We start from the raw sequence: 14,111 nt of genomic DNA on the forward strand, positions 1-14,111 counted from the left end.
ATGGACCACACCGACGCCATCACCGCCTTTGCTGCCGATCTGGCTGGCCATGTGCCCGCAGCGCGCTGCTATACCGACGCCATGGCAAGGCTGGCTTATGGCACCGATGCCAGCTTCTACCGCCTGATCCCCGCCATGGTCGTCAAGGTGGAGTCGGAAGCCGAGGTGGCCGCGGTGCTCGCGGCAGCCCGTGCCCACCGGGTGGGCATCACCTTCCGCGCTGCCGGAACCAGTCTGTCTGGCCAGGCCGTCACCGATAGCGTACTGGTGCTGCTGGGCGATGGCTGGCATGCCGGCGAGATCCTGGATGGCGGTGAACGGATCCGCCTGCTGCCCGGTGTGATCGGCCAGCAGGCCAACGATTGGCTGCGACCCTTTGCCCGCAAGATCGGCCCGGACCCGGCCTCGATCAACACCTGCAAGATCGGTGGCATTGCGGCCAACAATGCCTCGGGCATGTGCTGCGGCACGCGGGACAACAGCTACCATACGCTGGCGGCCATCCGCGTCATGCTGGCCGATGGCGCGATACTGGATACGGCCGATGCCAGCTCGGTCGCCGCGTTCCGTCACAGCCATGCCGACTTGCTGGCCCGGCTGGCGGCGCTGGCGGCCCAGGTGCGGGCCAATACCGCGCTTTGTGAGCGCATCCGCCACAAATACCGGCTCAAGAACACTACCGGTTACGGCATCAATGCCCTGGTCGATTTCGATGACCCGGTGGATATCCTCAGCCACCTGATGATCGGCTCCGAAGGCACGCTGGGCTTTATCGCCGCCATCACCTATCGCACCGTGCCCGATCATCCGCACAAAGCGTCGGCACTGGTTTTCTGGGATGCCCTCGATGCCTGCTGCGATGCCGTAAGCGCCCTGGCCCATGCGCCCGTCAGTGCGGTAGAGCTGATGGATGGCCTGAGCCTGCAAGCCGTCGCCAAGCAATTGCCGACCGTCCTTGGCGATCGCCACTTTGCCGCCGGCCTGCTGATCGAAACCCGCGCACCGGATGCCGCCACGCTGGAACAGCAAGTGGCTGCCATCGAGGCCTGCCTGGCGCCGTTCGCCGCCGCACGCCATACCGGCTTTTCCACCGATACCGCCACCATCGACACCTACTGGTCAGTCCGCAAGGGTCTGTTTCCGGCCGTGGGCGCGGTACGCGAGACCGGCAGCACGGTGGTCATCGAGGATGTCACCTTCCCGGTTGCGCGGCTTGCCGCCGGGGTTGCCGGCCTGCGTGCCCTGTTTGCCCAACTGGGTTACGACGAAGCATTGCTGTTCGGCCATGCGCTGGAAGGCAATCTGCACATGGTGTTCACCCCACGGTTTGATGACCCCGCCGAGGTAGCCCGCTACGACGCGCTGATGCAGGGGCTGGTACAGCTGGTCGCGGTGGAGTTCGGCGGCTCACTCAAAGGCGAGCATGGCACCGGCCGCAATATGGCCCCGTTTGTTCGCACCGAGTGGGGCGATGAGGCCTATGCGGTCATGCAGGCGATCAAGGCGCTGTTCGATCCGGCCGGGATTCTGAACCCCGGCGTCTTGCTTAATGCCGACCCACACTTGCATCTGCAGAACCTCAAGCCCATGCCGGCAGCCGATCCCATTGTCGATAAGTGCATCGAGTGCGGCTTTTGCGAGCCCGCCTGCCCGGCACATGGCTACACGCTTAGCCCGCGCCAGCGCATCGTGGTGTGGCGCGAGATCCAGGCCATGGGCGCACGACAGGACCAGACAACGCGGAAGCGCTGGCTGCGCCAGTATCGCCATCATGGTATCGATAGCTGCGCAGCCACCGGCATGTGCGCCACGCGCTGCCCCGTAGGCATCAACACGGGTACGCTGATGAAGCAGCTCGCCAAGGCCCACGATGGCAAGCTGGCCAACTGGGGGCAGCGTCACTATCGCTTGGCAAGCTCGGCGGCGCGCCAGGGGCTCTATTTGTGGCATGGATTGCGGCGACTGCTCGGTGAGCCTGTACTCACGGCCATCAATCGCGAGGCCAGGCGCGTCTTCCCGCTCATACCCTTGGTGCCCAGCGCACTCAAGGCCGGCACTACACCCGCGCTCGCCCCTCATGACGAAGGTCGCCCCGTCGTACTGTTCCCCAGCTGTGTCAATCGCGTCCTGGCCGGCGCAGACGGCCAGCGCAGCGAGCTGGTCGCGACCTTGTCGCTACTGGCCAAAGCCGGCTTCGCACCTGTCTATCCGCCGGACACCGAGAGCCTGTGCTGCGGCCAACCATTTGCCTCCAAAAACGCCCACAGTGCTGCCGACGCCGCACTGGCTGCCACCAATGCTGCCTTGCTCACCGCCAGCGCGCAGGGACGCCACCCCGTCTATCTCGACAACGGTCCCTGCAGCCTTCGGTTACTGACGGCGCAGCGCGCCGGCCAGCTCGATGCGCGCCTGCAGCTACACGCGGGCCCGGCCTTTCTGCGTGATCATGTGCTGCCGCGACTCCATATCCAACGGGTGGCGCGGCTGGCGCTACATGTGCCCTGCAGCGCCAGCCTCAGCGATGGTGGCCACGCCTTGCGCATGCTGGCTGCTGCCACGGCGGAGGAGGTTGTCGAGAGCGGCATTGCCTGCTGCGGCTTTGCCGGCGACAAGGGACTGACGCAGCCCGCCCTCAACGCCCACGCCCTGCGCGACTTGCGCCAGCGCCAACAGGGCTGCGATGCTGCGGCATCGAGCAGTCGAACCTGCCAGATCGGTCTGCAGACGCACACCGGTCTGCCCTACCAGAGCATCGAAGCCTTACTTGATGCCCAATCCATGAAGACGCCATGAACCCATCCACGCCCACGCCGCCCGCTACCTCCCGCTCACCCTGGTTCTGGGTGCCCTCGCTGTATTTCTATCAAGGGCTGCCTTATTTCGTGGTCACGGCGCTGGCGCTGTTCATGTGGAAGGACCTTGGCGTTCCCAATGACCAGATCACCCTCTATATGGGTTGGCTGGGCATGGCCTGGGTACTCAAGCCTTTCTGGGCCCCACTGATCGACTTGTTCCATACCAAGCGGCGCTGGATCGTGGCCATGCAGGCGTTGATCGGCATTGCTTACGCAATGATCGCCTTCACCATCGAGACCAGCTTCGCGGTGCAGTTCTCCTTGGCCATGCTGCTGCTGGTGGCGTTCAGCTCCGCCACCCACGATATCGCCGCAGACGGCTTTTACATGCTGCCGCTCAAGGAACACGAGCAGGCCGCCTTCGTGGGCGTGCGCTCCACCTTCTTCCGCCTCGCCAAGCTGTTCGTGACCGGCGGCGTGCTTTGGCTGGTGGGCCATCTCATCAACACCGGCGTGGCCGCGAGCCATGTATGGGCCATCACCTTGGGCAGCATGGCTGCGCTTTCGATCGGCATCGCGCTCTACCACCAGTTCGCCTTGCCGCGTACACCGGCAGACCATGCCGTGCGCCATGCCGACAACCCGGTTGCCGCCTTTCTAGCCACCTTCGTCGACTTTCTCAAGAAGCCCGGCATCCTCGTCATCGTCGGTTTTCTGCTGTTCTACCGCTTCGGCGAAGCCAATCTGCAACTGGTGGCGCAGCTCTTCCTGGTGGACACGCGCGAGGCTGGCGGGCTCGGACTCAGCAAGGAGAACGTGGGGCTCATCTACGGTGTGGTGGGCGCCATTGCCCTGACACTGGGCGGCTTGCTGGGTGGCTGGGTGATCTCGCGCCACGGCCTGAAAAAGATGCTCTGGCCCATGATCATCATCGGCAATGTGCCGCATGCAGCCTTTGTCTGGCTGGCCTGGGCCCAGCCCACCAACCTGCCACTGATTGCCACCGCCATCGGCATCGAGCAGTTCGCCTACGGCTTCAGCTTCACGGCTTACCTGATCTACATGATCATGATCGCGCGCGGCGAGAACAAGACCGCCCACTACGCCATCTGCACCGGCTTCATGGCACTGAGCATGACCATTCCGGGCTTCTACGCCGGCAAGCTGCAACTGGCCATCGGCTATACCCACTACTTCATCTGGGTGTGCATCGCGGTCGTCCCCACGGTGCTGGTCGCGCTGCTCGCGCGCATCGATGGTGATTTCGGCAAGAAGCAGGAGTGAATTGCCTTGGCGTGTAAGCAGCATTCGGCAGGATGCTGCTATCTGCTCGACTAGGGACGACAAGTTACCGGACACTTGGCGCGGGCCAGACACAATCCGTGATTGGCGGTTGACGCGCTGGCAGCCAGCCGGTAAATGCTCTCTGTAATCCCCGTCACGAGTCGCGCATGAAACTCCGCTTTACCAAGATGCAGGGCCTGGGTAACGACTTTGTCGTGCTCGATGGCGTCAGCCAGTCGCTGAGTCTCAGCGTCGAGCAGTTGCGCAAGCTCGGTGATCGCCACTTCGGCATCGGTTGCGACCAGATCCTGCTCGTTGAAAACCCGCATCACCCCGATGCCGATTTCCGCTACCGCATCTTCAACGGTGCCGATGGCGGCGAAGTCGAGCAATGCGGCAATGGCTCACGCTGCTTTGTGCGTTTCGTGCATGACAAGGGTCTGAGCCACAAGCGCGAGATCCGCGTGGAAACCGCGCGCGGGCTGATCTCGCCCAAGCTGGAAGACAATGGCCTCGTCACCGTGGACATGGGCGCACCGCGCTTTGCACCCGCCGAGATTCCGTTCATTGCCGATGCCGATACCGTGATCCACGCCATCATCGTCAACGGTCGCCCTCTGGATATCAGCGTGGTCTCGATGGGTAACCCGCATGCCGTGCAGGTCGTCGACGATGTCGATACCGCACCGGTCAGCACCGATGGCCCGGCCATCGAGGCGCATCCGCTGTTCCCGCAGAAGGTCAATGCCGGTTTCATGCAGATCATCAACCGCGGCGAAATCCGTGTGCGCGTGTTCGAGCGCAGTGCGGGCGAAACCCTGGCCTGCGGCACCGGTGCCTGCGCCGCCGTGGTCACCGGCATCCGCCGTGGCCTGCTCGATAGCCGCGTGCTCGTGCATACGCGCGGCGGCGATCTGGACATCAGCTGGGGCGGCCCTGGCCAGCCCGTATTGATGACCGGCCCGGCCGTCACCGTGTTTGAGGGCGAAATCGAGCTATGAGCGCCCAAGCCGAATTCGCCTGCCAACCCCGTTTTGAAGCCGAGCAGTTCCGCCTGCCCGGCCATCCCCCCGTCTCCAAGGAAATCACCGCTATGCAAAGCGCCGATATCGCCGCCTGGCTGCAAGCCAATCCGCAATTCTTCGAAGACTATGCCGACCTGATCGCGGAGATTTTCATCCCCCATCCGCATGGCGGCCGGGCCATCCCGATTGCCGAGCGGCAGATTCTCACGCTGCGCGAAAAGAACCGCCTGATCGAAGCCAAGCTGGGCGAGCTGCTGCAGTTCGGTGAAGAAAACGACCAGATCGGCGACAAGGTCCACCGCCTGACCACGGGCCTCTTGGCCGCGCGCGATCTGGCCGGCGTGCTGGGTACGCTGGGTTACCACCTGCAAGAGAGCTTCCGCGTGCCCCATGTGGCCGTGCGCCTGTGGGGCGGCGAAGCCGACGAAACGCTGAGCGAATTTGCGCCGGTCAGCGATGAGGTCAAAACCCTGGTCAACAATCTCGGTACGCCGTACTGCGGCCCCTATGTGACCGACGAAGTCATGGCCTGGCTGGGCGAGGCCGCGCCACGCCTCAAATCGTTTGCGCAGGTGGCCCTCAAGGGCGAGAACGGCGTGTTCGGCGTGCTCGTGCTAGCCAGCGAAGACCCACAACGCTTCTATCCCGAGATGGGCACGCTGTATCTCGCGCGCATCGGCGAGCTGGCTGCTGCTGCGATTTCTCGCTGTCTGGATTGAACCCCGGAAGGGCGGCATAGCCATGACCCCGCTGGAACGGCTCGAACGCTTCCTGACCGGCGAACACGGCAAGTCGCGCGCCACCCGCGCGGCCTATCTGGCCGACGCGCGCCTGCTGCTGGAGCTGGCGGGCGATCGCGCACTCGACACCCTGCACCCGCGCGATATCCGCGGCTACGTGCGCACACTCAAGCTGCGCGGGCAGGATGCGCGCAGCATTGCGCGGCGACTATCGGCCTGGCGCACCTGGTTCCGCCTGCTGGTACGCGAGGCGGGCTACACCCACAACCCGGTGGAAGGCCTACGCGCACCGCGTGCGGCCCGCAAGCTGCCGCGCCCGGTCGGCGTGGACGAAACCCAGGGTTTTCTGGATGCGCTGGGCCGCGAGGATGATCCACTCAGCATCCGAGATAGCGCGATCTTTGAACTCGCGTATTCATCCGGCCTGCGGGTGTCCGAACTGGTGGGCGCGAATCTCGACGACTTCCGTGACGGCGGGCAGACGCTACTTGTGTTGGGCAAAGGCGGCAAAACGCGCCAAGTGCCGGTCGGCGAAACCGCGCTGGCGGCCATTGCGCGCTGGCAGCCTATCCGCACCACGCTGGCACAGGCCGGCGAAGCCGCCTTGTTCGTGGGCAAAACCGGCAAGCGGCTGACCCCGCGCGCCGTACAGGCGCGGCTGCATGACTGGTCGGACAAGCTGGGTCTCGCGGATCGGCTCCACCCGCACCGCCTGCGCCACGCCTGCGCTACCCACTTCCTGCAAGGCAGCCAGGACTTGCGTGCCACGCAAGAGCTGCTGGGCCACGCCAGTATCGCCACGACACAGGTCTACACGCGGCTCGATTTCAGCCATCTGGCACAGGTCTACGACGCCGCGCATCCACGCGCGAAATCCGATCCCGACCCATGAGCCACACCCATCAGGGAAAGCCCCAAGCGGCGTTGGCGGCCATCGGGCGTAAGGTGGAGGACATGGCTTACGGCACCCCTCCGCCTCGCCTGGCCCGCTGGCTCTGGGCCATGCCCAACCTCGCCCTGATCTGCTTTCTGGCAGTGGGCGTAGCTTTCTTGCTGTTCGTGCGCCATCACGAACACCAGCGCCAGTACGACACGCTGGTCGATGATTTGCTGTGGCAGGAACAGACGCTGGCCGCACAGCTCGATGCCCGCCAGACCCTGCTGCAAACCCTGGCCAACGACCAGACGCGTGGCGAGCTCGACGAAGCCGGCTTCTACCGCCGTGCGGCCATCTTTCTGGCAGCCGATACCGAGCTGCTCTCCTTGGCCTATGTGAACGAATATGGCGAGGCCGTTTGGAGCTATCCCGCTGAAGCAGCCGAGCCGCTGCAACTTCAGGCTGCGGTCATCGAACCGATCCAGCGTGCCGCACGCATCGGCATTCCGGCCAGTACGCCAACCTTCGACTACCCCGGGGCAGGCGCCGCGTTTGCGCTGGCGCACCCGGCCGTGCGCGGTAACCAGACGCTGGGGGCCTTTGTGGCCGTGATCTCGGTCAAAGGCCTGCTGCGTCAGCATGTACCCTGGTGGATCGCCAAGCGCTACCAGATCAGCGTGGTCGATCTCGAAGGCCGCACCCTCGCGGCGCGGCCTGAGCAAGCCGCGCCCGAGGCCGATGCCCCGGTGCAGGCCATGTTGTTCGACCCACCCGGCTATGGTCTGCGCCTGCAAGGCCAGTTGCTGCAGACCGGCTGGCCATGGTGGCAGCAGGTGCTCTACGGGTTGCTGGGCGCACTCTCGGTGGTGATGCTGTGGTCGCTGTGGGTACTCAAGCGCCATATGCGTGAACGCCTGAACGCGGAACGCGCGCTGGTCCGCGAGGCCAATCTTCGGCAGGCAATGGAAGACTCCCTCACCGCCGGGGTGCTGGCACTGGACCGCAGTGGCTGCACCTTGCACGTGAATCGGGCGTTCTGTCAGATGGTCGGACTGGAGGCCGCGGCCTTACTGGGTAGCCAGCCGCCGTTTGCCTATTGGCCACCGGAATCCCACGATCAGTGTGCACAGGCTTTTACGGCGGTTCTCCGCGGGGAGTGCCCAGCACAGGGGATGGCGCTGCGGGTGATGCGCCCCGATGGCAGCCGGCTGGATCTGCGCCTGTTCGCCAGCGCGCTGATCGACGCCGATGGCCAACACACCGGCTGGGTGGCCTCGTTTGCCGATGTCAGCGAGTTGCAGCGTGAGCGCGAGGCCCTGCAGGGCTCGCACGAACGCTTTGTGGCGGTATTGGATGGGCTGGATGCCTCGGTGGCGGTTACCGATTGCGATAGCGGCGAGCTGCTGATGAGCAACCGTGCCTTCCGCGAAGCCTTTGACCAGATCGACCAGACCGGGGCGCTGTGTGTGCTCCCGCTAAGGGGAGAAGCGGCTGAGGGCGAATGGTTCGATGCGATCACCGGGCGCTGGTATCAGCATCACCGCCGGGCAGTTCCTTGGGTCGACAGACCGGCAGTGTGGCTGGATATTGCGACCGATGTTACCGAGCGCAAGCTCGCAGCTGATCGTGAACGTCAGCAGACCGACAAGCTGCAGCAAACCGCACGGCTGATCGCGCTGGGCGAAATCGCATCGAGTCTGGCGCACGAACTGAACCAGCCACTCGCTGCCATCTCCAGCTATTGCACCGCCTGCCGTAACCTAACGGCCAGCGGTCAGCTGAGTCCGGCAGAGCTCGACGATGCGCTAGGCAAGATTGTTGAACAGTCGCGGCGTGCCAGCGCCATCGTGCGCGGCATCCGCGAATTCGTGCGCAAACGTGAACCGCAGCGCAGCCCATGCCGTGTGGGCGATCTGGTCGATACCGTGTTGCTGCTTTTGTCCGCACCGCTGAACCGCCATTTTGTGCGCGTGGTGCGCGAGCGCGACGCCGATGAGGCCATCCTCTCGGCCGACCCGGTGCTGCTTGAACAGGTACTCTTCAATCTGGGCAAAAATGCGATTGAGGCCATGGCACAGGCAGGTACCGACCCCGCCGAACTCAGCCTTCAGAGCCGCATTCGCGACGGCTGGGTTGATCTGATCGTGGCAGATCGCGGCCCCGGCATTGCGCCGGATGAGGTGGAAAAGCTGTTCCTCGCCTTCTACACCACCAAGGAAGAAGGCATGGGCATGGGCCTGAACATCTGTCGCACCATCGTCGAAAACCATGATGGCCGGCTTACCGTCCTGCCTCGCCCCGGCGGTGGTAGTCGTTTTGTCGTCAGTCTGCCGCTGTCTCCACAGGCCTCGGGAGAAGCCGGGTCAGACACTCCTGAAATCTCCTTGGTGCATCGCGCATGAGTTCAACTGGTTCCTCTGAATCCCGTATCGCCCTGGTCGACGACGATGCCGCCGTGCGCGACGCCTTGCGTTGGCTGTTTGCCTCGCGCGGCCATGCCGTCACCCCCTTCGACTCGGCCCAGGCCCTGCTGAGTGACCGCGACCCCAGCCGCTTTGCCTGCCTGATCCTTGATCTGCGCATGCCCGGCATGGGTGGCATGGCCTTGCTGCAGACCTTACAGGCCCAGGGCTACACCCCGCCGACCGTGTTCCTCACCGGCCATGGCGATGTCCCGCAGGCTGTCGCTGCGCTCAAGCTCGGTGCGGTCGACTTTCTGGAAAAGCCGTTTGATGACAACGCCTTGGTCAGCCTGGTCGAACACTGCCTGCAACTGGATGTCGCGCAGCGCGCCACCTACCAGCAACGCGGCCTGGTGCGGCAGCGACTGAGCGAACTAACCCCGCGCGAGCATGAAGTGATGGTCCTGTTTCTGGACGGCAAGCTCAACAAACAGATTGCGGACGAGTTGGCGATCAGCATGAAGACGGTAGAGGTGCACCGCGCACGGGTGCTCGACAAGATGGGCGTGAAATCTGCCGTGGAGCTGGCCAATCTGCTCAAAACCTACGGCTGAAAAGCGGACGGGCAGCACAGGCCGCTGCAGCGGCACAGCCCATGAAAAAGGCCACGCATTGATGCGTGGCCTTTTCTTTTGCCCGGCGTGCCTGAGATCAGCTCAGTTTGCCGTGGCAGTGCTTGTATTTCTGACCCGAACCACAAGGGCAAGGATCATTGCGGCCGATCTTGTCATAGTTGCGCAACTGGGCCTGCGCCGGATCGGCAGCATTGGCATTGGCCTGGGCCAGCGCCTCATCGTAATCGGCGTGATGGAACTGCATATCCGCCGGCTCTTCGTGCTGCTCCAGCGCGGCCACATCTTCGGGTGAGCGGATCTGCACGGTCATGACCAGCTGGACCACGTCGCGACGGATACGCATCAGCAGACCTTCAAACAGCTCGAAGGCTTCGCGCTTGTATTCCTGCTTGGGGTTCTTCTGACCGTAGCTGCGCAGATGGATGCCCTGACGCAGATGATCCAGTGCGGCCAGATGCTCACGCCATTGCTGATCCACGATCTGCAGCATCAACGCACGCTCGAACTGGTGCATCACGCTCACACCCACGGCCTCGGTTTTGCTCTCGTAGGCTTCACGGGCTGCCGTGACGATACGTTCGCGCAGCGTCTCGATTTCCAGCGTGGTTTCGTTCTTGAGCCACTCGCTGATCGGCAGTTGCAACTGGAACTCGGTAAGTACCTTTTCGAGCCCGGCCGGATCCCACTGCTCTTCCATGCTGCCCGGCGGGATGTACTGGTCAACCAGGTCGCCAATCACGCCATCGCGCAGATTGCCGATGGTGGCCGATACATCCGTCGAATCCAGCAGCTCGTTACGCTGGGCGTAGATGGCCTTGCGCTGCTCGTTGGACACATCATCGTATTCCAGCAGCTGTTTGCGGATATCGAAGTTGCGGCCTTCAACCTTGCGCTGGGCGTTTTCGATGGCACGGCTCAGCAGGCCCGATTCAATCGCCTCGCCCTCGGGCAGCTTGAGGCGCTGCATCAGCGCGCCGATACGTTCAGCGGCAAAGATGCGCAGCAACGGGTCTTCCATGCTCAGGTAAAAGCGGCTCGAGCCGGCATCACCCTGACGGCCCGAACGGCCACGCAGCTGGTTATCGATACGGCGGCTTTCGTGGCGCTCGGTGCCGATGATATGCAGGCCGCCCGAAGCCAGCACGGCGTCGTGACGCAGCTGCCAGTCGGCGCGCAGGGCGGCGATCTTGCTATGCTTGTCGGCATCAGACAGGCTCTCGTCAGCTTCGATCGCCTTGATATCGGGTTCGATATTGCCGCCCAGCACGATGTCGGTACCGCGACCCGCCATATTGGTGGCAATGGTGACCTGGGCAGGGCGGCCGGCCTGCACCACGATATCGGCTTCACGCGCATGTTGCTTGGCGTTCAGCACATTGAAGTCGCCCGTCTTGAAGCCGGCTTCGATCAGCTTGTTCGCGATCAGCTCGGAATTCTCGATCGAGGTCGTCCCCACCAGCACGGGCTGGCCGCGCTCCTGGCAGGCACGGATGTCGGCGATGATGGCCGCGAACTTCTCGTTGGCGGTGCGGAACACCTGATCGTTCATGTCCTTGCGGATCATCGGCCGATTGGTCGGGATGATCACGGTTTCCAGACCATAGATCTGCTGGAATTCGTAGGCTTCGGTATCAGCCGTACCCGTCATGCCGGCGAGCTTGCCGTACATGCGGAAGTAGTTCTGGAAGGTGATCGAGGCGAGGGTCTGGTTTTCCTTGTTGACCGTGACGCCTTCCTTGGCCTCCACGGCCTGATGCAGGCCTTCGCTCCAGCGGCGACCGGACATCAGACGGCCGGTGTGTTCGTCCACGATCACCACCTCACCGTTCTGCACCACGTAGTGCTGATCGCGGTGGAACAGGTTGTGGGCACGCAGCGAGGCATTCAGATGGTGCATCAGACCAATATTGGTGGTGGCATACAGGCTGTCGCCCTCGGCCAGCAAGCCGGCTGCCGCCAGCAGTTCTTCGGCGCGCTCATGACCGGACTCGGACAGCACGATCTGATGAGCCTTCTCGTCGACCCAGAAATCGCCCTCGCCATCTTCTTTTTCCTGCCGCGTCAGCTTGGGCGCAATTTCGTTGATGCGGGCGTAGATCTCGATATTGTCGTCGGCTTGGCCCGAGATGATCAGCGGCGTCCGCGCTTCATCGATCAGGATGGAGTCCACCTCATCGACAATGGCAAAAGCCAGGCTACGCTGTACCCGATCATTGGGCGCGTAGACCATGTTGTCGCGCAGGTAATCGAAACCGAACTCGTTGTTGGTGCCGTAGGTGATGTCAGCGCCGTAAGCCTGTTGTTTGGCATCGTGCCCCATCTGGCTCAGGTTGACCCCCACCGTGAGGCCCAGGAAGTTGTACAGCTTGCCCATGGTGGTGGCGTCACGCTGGGCCAGGTAGTCGTTCACCGTCACCACGTGCACGCCCTTGCCGGTCAGGGCATTGAGATAGGCGGGCAGGGTGGCGACCAGGGTCTTGCCCTCGCCGGTGCGCATTTCGGCAATCTTGCCGTCATTGAGCACCATGCCGCCAACGAGCTGCACGTCGAAGTGACGCATGCCCATGACGCGGCGCGATGCTTCACGGCAAACGGCAAATGCCTCTGGCAACAGAGCCGCGAGGGTTTCGCCCTTGGCGATGCGTTCCTTGAGTTCCGGTGTCTTGGCTTGGAGTTCGGCATCGGACAGCGACTGCATCCGGATTTCCAGCGCATTGATCTCACGCACCTGAACCGCATACTGCTTGAGGAGACGGTCGTTGCGGCTGCCAAAGACTTTCTTGAGGAGAGAAGCGATCATCGTGTTTCCAGACGGGCCCGTCAGGGCCACCAATCTATGCGCAAAAACACGGCGGACCGGGGAAACCGATCCGCCGTGCAGTCTGTTCCGGGCAATGCATGCCAGCCTGTCCACCCCAGATGGGGATGGCGCCGGATGATTGCAAGTGCTGCCTAATTTGACGCGACTTTGTCCACAGCGGATCGACCCGCCAGATTGAGAAAGTACAGGGGATTCTGCGGAATGCCCTTGTAACGGATCTCGAAATGCAGATGCGGTCCGGTGGAGCGGCCCGAATTGCCCAGCAAGGCAACGCGCTGCCCGGTCTTCACCTGCTCGCCCTGCCGCACCAGCAGTTTCGATGCGTGGGCATAGCGGCTGGTGATGCCATTGCCGTGGTCAATTTCGAGCATATTACCATACTCGTTATGCCACTCCGCGGCGATCACCCGCCCGCCTGCGGCTGCGGCAACCGGGCTGCCGACATCACCGACAAAGTCGATACCTTCATGGAAAGTCTGCCGGCCATTGAAGGGATCGATGCGCCAGCCGTAAGCAGAAGAACGCAAACCCGCGGCAAGCGGCAGGTTGGCCGGCGCCTGGAAGGTATTGAGCTTGCGCTGGGTAAGCACGGTATCGAACAGGCCGTACTGATCGATGACTTCCTCGATCTGCTTGTCGGTCTGGCCAACCAGCACCTGCAGGTCCTTGAGGCTTAGCGTATGCTGCGGCATCGTCGACATCGCGCCGCCCTGCGGTGCTGCCACGGTGCTCTGGAATGGCTTGGCATCAATGCCGGTACGGTCGGCAACCCGCTTGGTCAGACCATCCAGCCGGGTCAGCTGCGCCTGCATCTGCCCCAGGCGCACAGCCAGCAGATCAATCTGCCGCTGTTGTGATACCGACGTGCCCGGCAAGGTGGGAATCGAAATCCCGAAGGAACGGGTGAGGTTGTAGGTCGCCCAGCTGGCCGCTGTTAACAAGCCCAAGACAGCAAGGCCGACAACAATACCCACAAGCCATACATGGCGCGGGCCGAGGGTAACGGCATGCGACATCCGGTTGGAGACTAGAATGATATTCATAGTTACCGATATAGCCTTGTTGCCTCACCGCGCCAAATCATGAGTACACGCGCCTTCCAGCAATTTCTCCACAGCCCCGAACTGCAGCGACTGGGGCGCCAGATCGCCAGCCAGCGCAAACTCGCTGCGGACTGGCAATCCGTCCTGCCCATCGGGCTGGTCAAGTTGACCGAAGTGGTGAATGTGGAAGGCGACTGCCTGATCGTCGCCACTCGCAGTGCGGCGGTGGCAGCCAAAATCCGGCAAATGGAAGCGCGGCTGGTGCAGCAACTGATTGGTAAGGGACTGAAAATTAATGCAATTCGTTGCAAAATTCAAGTCGAGCGCCTGCCTCATGAACAGAAGCAGATACGCCGGGGACATGAAATCAGTGCCCCGGCACTGGCCACGCTGCGCGATGCAGCCGAGCAATTGCCGCCTTCGCCCTTGAAAGATGCGCTGGCTGCGCTGGTTGCCAAACGGAGTCGGCGCGGCTAGGCCACGGCGCAG

At 63.1% G+C, this 14,111-nt stretch carries 10 protein-coding genes; 8 read left to right on the forward strand and 2 right to left on the reverse strand.

What is annotated here, in order from left to right:
- The 7 genes from O9X62_RS04230 (at nt 1) to O9X62_RS04260 (ending at nt 9,737) form a co-directional block, all read left to right on the forward strand.
- Nucleotides 1-2,793, forward strand: a complete 2,793-nt coding sequence (locus O9X62_RS04230; RefSeq protein ID WP_269531516.1) for an FAD-binding and (Fe-S)-binding domain-containing protein — start codon at nt 1-3, stop codon at nt 2,791-2,793.
- On the forward strand, nt 2,790-4,079 hold the full coding sequence (locus O9X62_RS04235; protein ID WP_269531517.1) for an MFS transporter: 1,290 nt from the start codon (nt 2,790-2,792) through the stop codon (nt 4,077-4,079). Before O9X62_RS04230 ends, O9X62_RS04235 begins: the two co-directional genes overlap by 4 nt.
- A 167-nt stretch (nt 4,080-4,246) precedes the next feature.
- Nucleotides 4,247-5,080, forward strand: coding sequence for a diaminopimelate epimerase (gene dapF, locus O9X62_RS04240; protein WP_269531518.1), 834 nt, complete (start codon nt 4,247-4,249; stop codon nt 5,078-5,080).
- A complete protein-coding gene (locus tag O9X62_RS04245) occupies nt 5,077-5,823 on the forward strand; it encodes a DUF484 family protein (protein ID WP_269531519.1) in 747 nt (248 codons plus the stop codon). The genes dapF and O9X62_RS04245 overlap by 4 nt, the downstream gene beginning before the upstream one ends.
- Nucleotides 5,824-5,845: 22 nt before the next feature.
- Entirely contained in the window at nt 5,846-6,736 is an 891-nt protein-coding gene (locus tag O9X62_RS04250; protein ID WP_269531520.1) for a tyrosine recombinase XerC, read from the forward strand.
- Complete coding sequence (locus O9X62_RS04255) at nt 6,733-9,123, forward strand: ATP-binding protein (RefSeq protein WP_269531521.1); 2,391 nt, start codon at nt 6,733-6,735, stop codon at nt 9,121-9,123. The genes O9X62_RS04250 and O9X62_RS04255 overlap by 4 nt, the downstream gene beginning before the upstream one ends.
- Entirely contained in the window at nt 9,120-9,737 is a 618-nt protein-coding gene (locus tag O9X62_RS04260) for a response regulator transcription factor (RefSeq protein ID WP_269531522.1), read from the forward strand. The genes O9X62_RS04255 and O9X62_RS04260 overlap by 4 nt, the downstream gene beginning before the upstream one ends.
- A 97-nt stretch (nt 9,738-9,834) precedes the next feature.
- On the opposite strand, the gene secA is transcribed toward O9X62_RS04260, so the two are convergent.
- Both secA and O9X62_RS04270 read right to left on the reverse strand, forming a co-directional pair.
- The gene (secA, locus tag O9X62_RS04265; protein ID WP_269531523.1) at nt 9,835-12,558 is read right to left on the reverse strand and encodes a preprotein translocase subunit SecA; all 2,724 of its coding nucleotides are present in this window, start codon (nt 12,556-12,558) and stop codon (nt 9,835-9,837) included.
- A 152-nt stretch (nt 12,559-12,710) separates the two neighbouring features.
- On the reverse strand, nt 12,711-13,622 hold the full coding sequence (locus O9X62_RS04270; protein WP_269531524.1) for a M23 family metallopeptidase: 912 nt from the start codon (nt 13,620-13,622) through the stop codon (nt 12,711-12,713).
- Nucleotides 13,623-13,661: 39 nt separating this feature from the next.
- On the opposite strand from O9X62_RS04270, the gene O9X62_RS04275 reads away from it, so the two are divergent.
- Complete coding sequence (locus tag O9X62_RS04275; RefSeq protein WP_269531525.1) at nt 13,662-14,099, forward strand: DciA family protein; 438 nt, start codon at nt 13,662-13,664, stop codon at nt 14,097-14,099.
- Nucleotides 14,100-14,111: the final 12 nt, after the last annotated feature.

The sequence above is a fragment of the Chitinimonas sp. BJYL2 genome (assembly GCF_027257935.1).
Taxonomy (GTDB): Bacteria; Pseudomonadota; Gammaproteobacteria; order Burkholderiales; family Chitinimonadaceae; genus Chitinimonas.

Bases quoted from the DNA above. Each gene is read 5' to 3' on its own strand.
- O9X62_RS04260 (WP_269531522.1), top strand. From the start codon at position 9,120: ATGAGTTCAACTGGTTCCTCTGAATCCCGTATCGCCCTGGTCGACGAC.
- O9X62_RS04255 (WP_269531521.1), top strand. From the start codon at position 6,733: ATGAGCCACACCCATCAGGGAAAGCCCCAAGCGGCGTTGGCGGCCATC.
- O9X62_RS04250 (WP_269531520.1), top strand. From the start codon at position 5,846: ATGACCCCGCTGGAACGGCTCGAACGCTTCCTGACCGGCGAACACGGC.
- secA (WP_269531523.1), bottom strand. From the start codon at position 12,558: ATGATCGCTTCTCTCCTCAAGAAAGTCTTTGGCAGCCGCAACGACCGT.
- O9X62_RS04235 (WP_269531517.1), top strand. From the start codon at position 2,790: ATGAACCCATCCACGCCCACGCCGCCCGCTACCTCCCGCTCACCCTGG.
- dapF (WP_269531518.1), top strand. From the start codon at position 4,247: ATGAAACTCCGCTTTACCAAGATGCAGGGCCTGGGTAACGACTTTGTC.
- O9X62_RS04230 (WP_269531516.1), top strand. From the start codon at position 1: ATGGACCACACCGACGCCATCACCGCCTTTGCTGCCGATCTGGCTGGC.
- O9X62_RS04275 (WP_269531525.1), top strand. From the start codon at position 13,662: ATGAGTACACGCGCCTTCCAGCAATTTCTCCACAGCCCCGAACTGCAG.
- O9X62_RS04270 (WP_269531524.1), bottom strand. From the start codon at position 13,622: ATGAATATCATTCTAGTCTCCAACCGGATGTCGCATGCCGTTACCCTC.
- O9X62_RS04245 (WP_269531519.1), top strand. From the start codon at position 5,077: ATGAGCGCCCAAGCCGAATTCGCCTGCCAACCCCGTTTTGAAGCCGAG.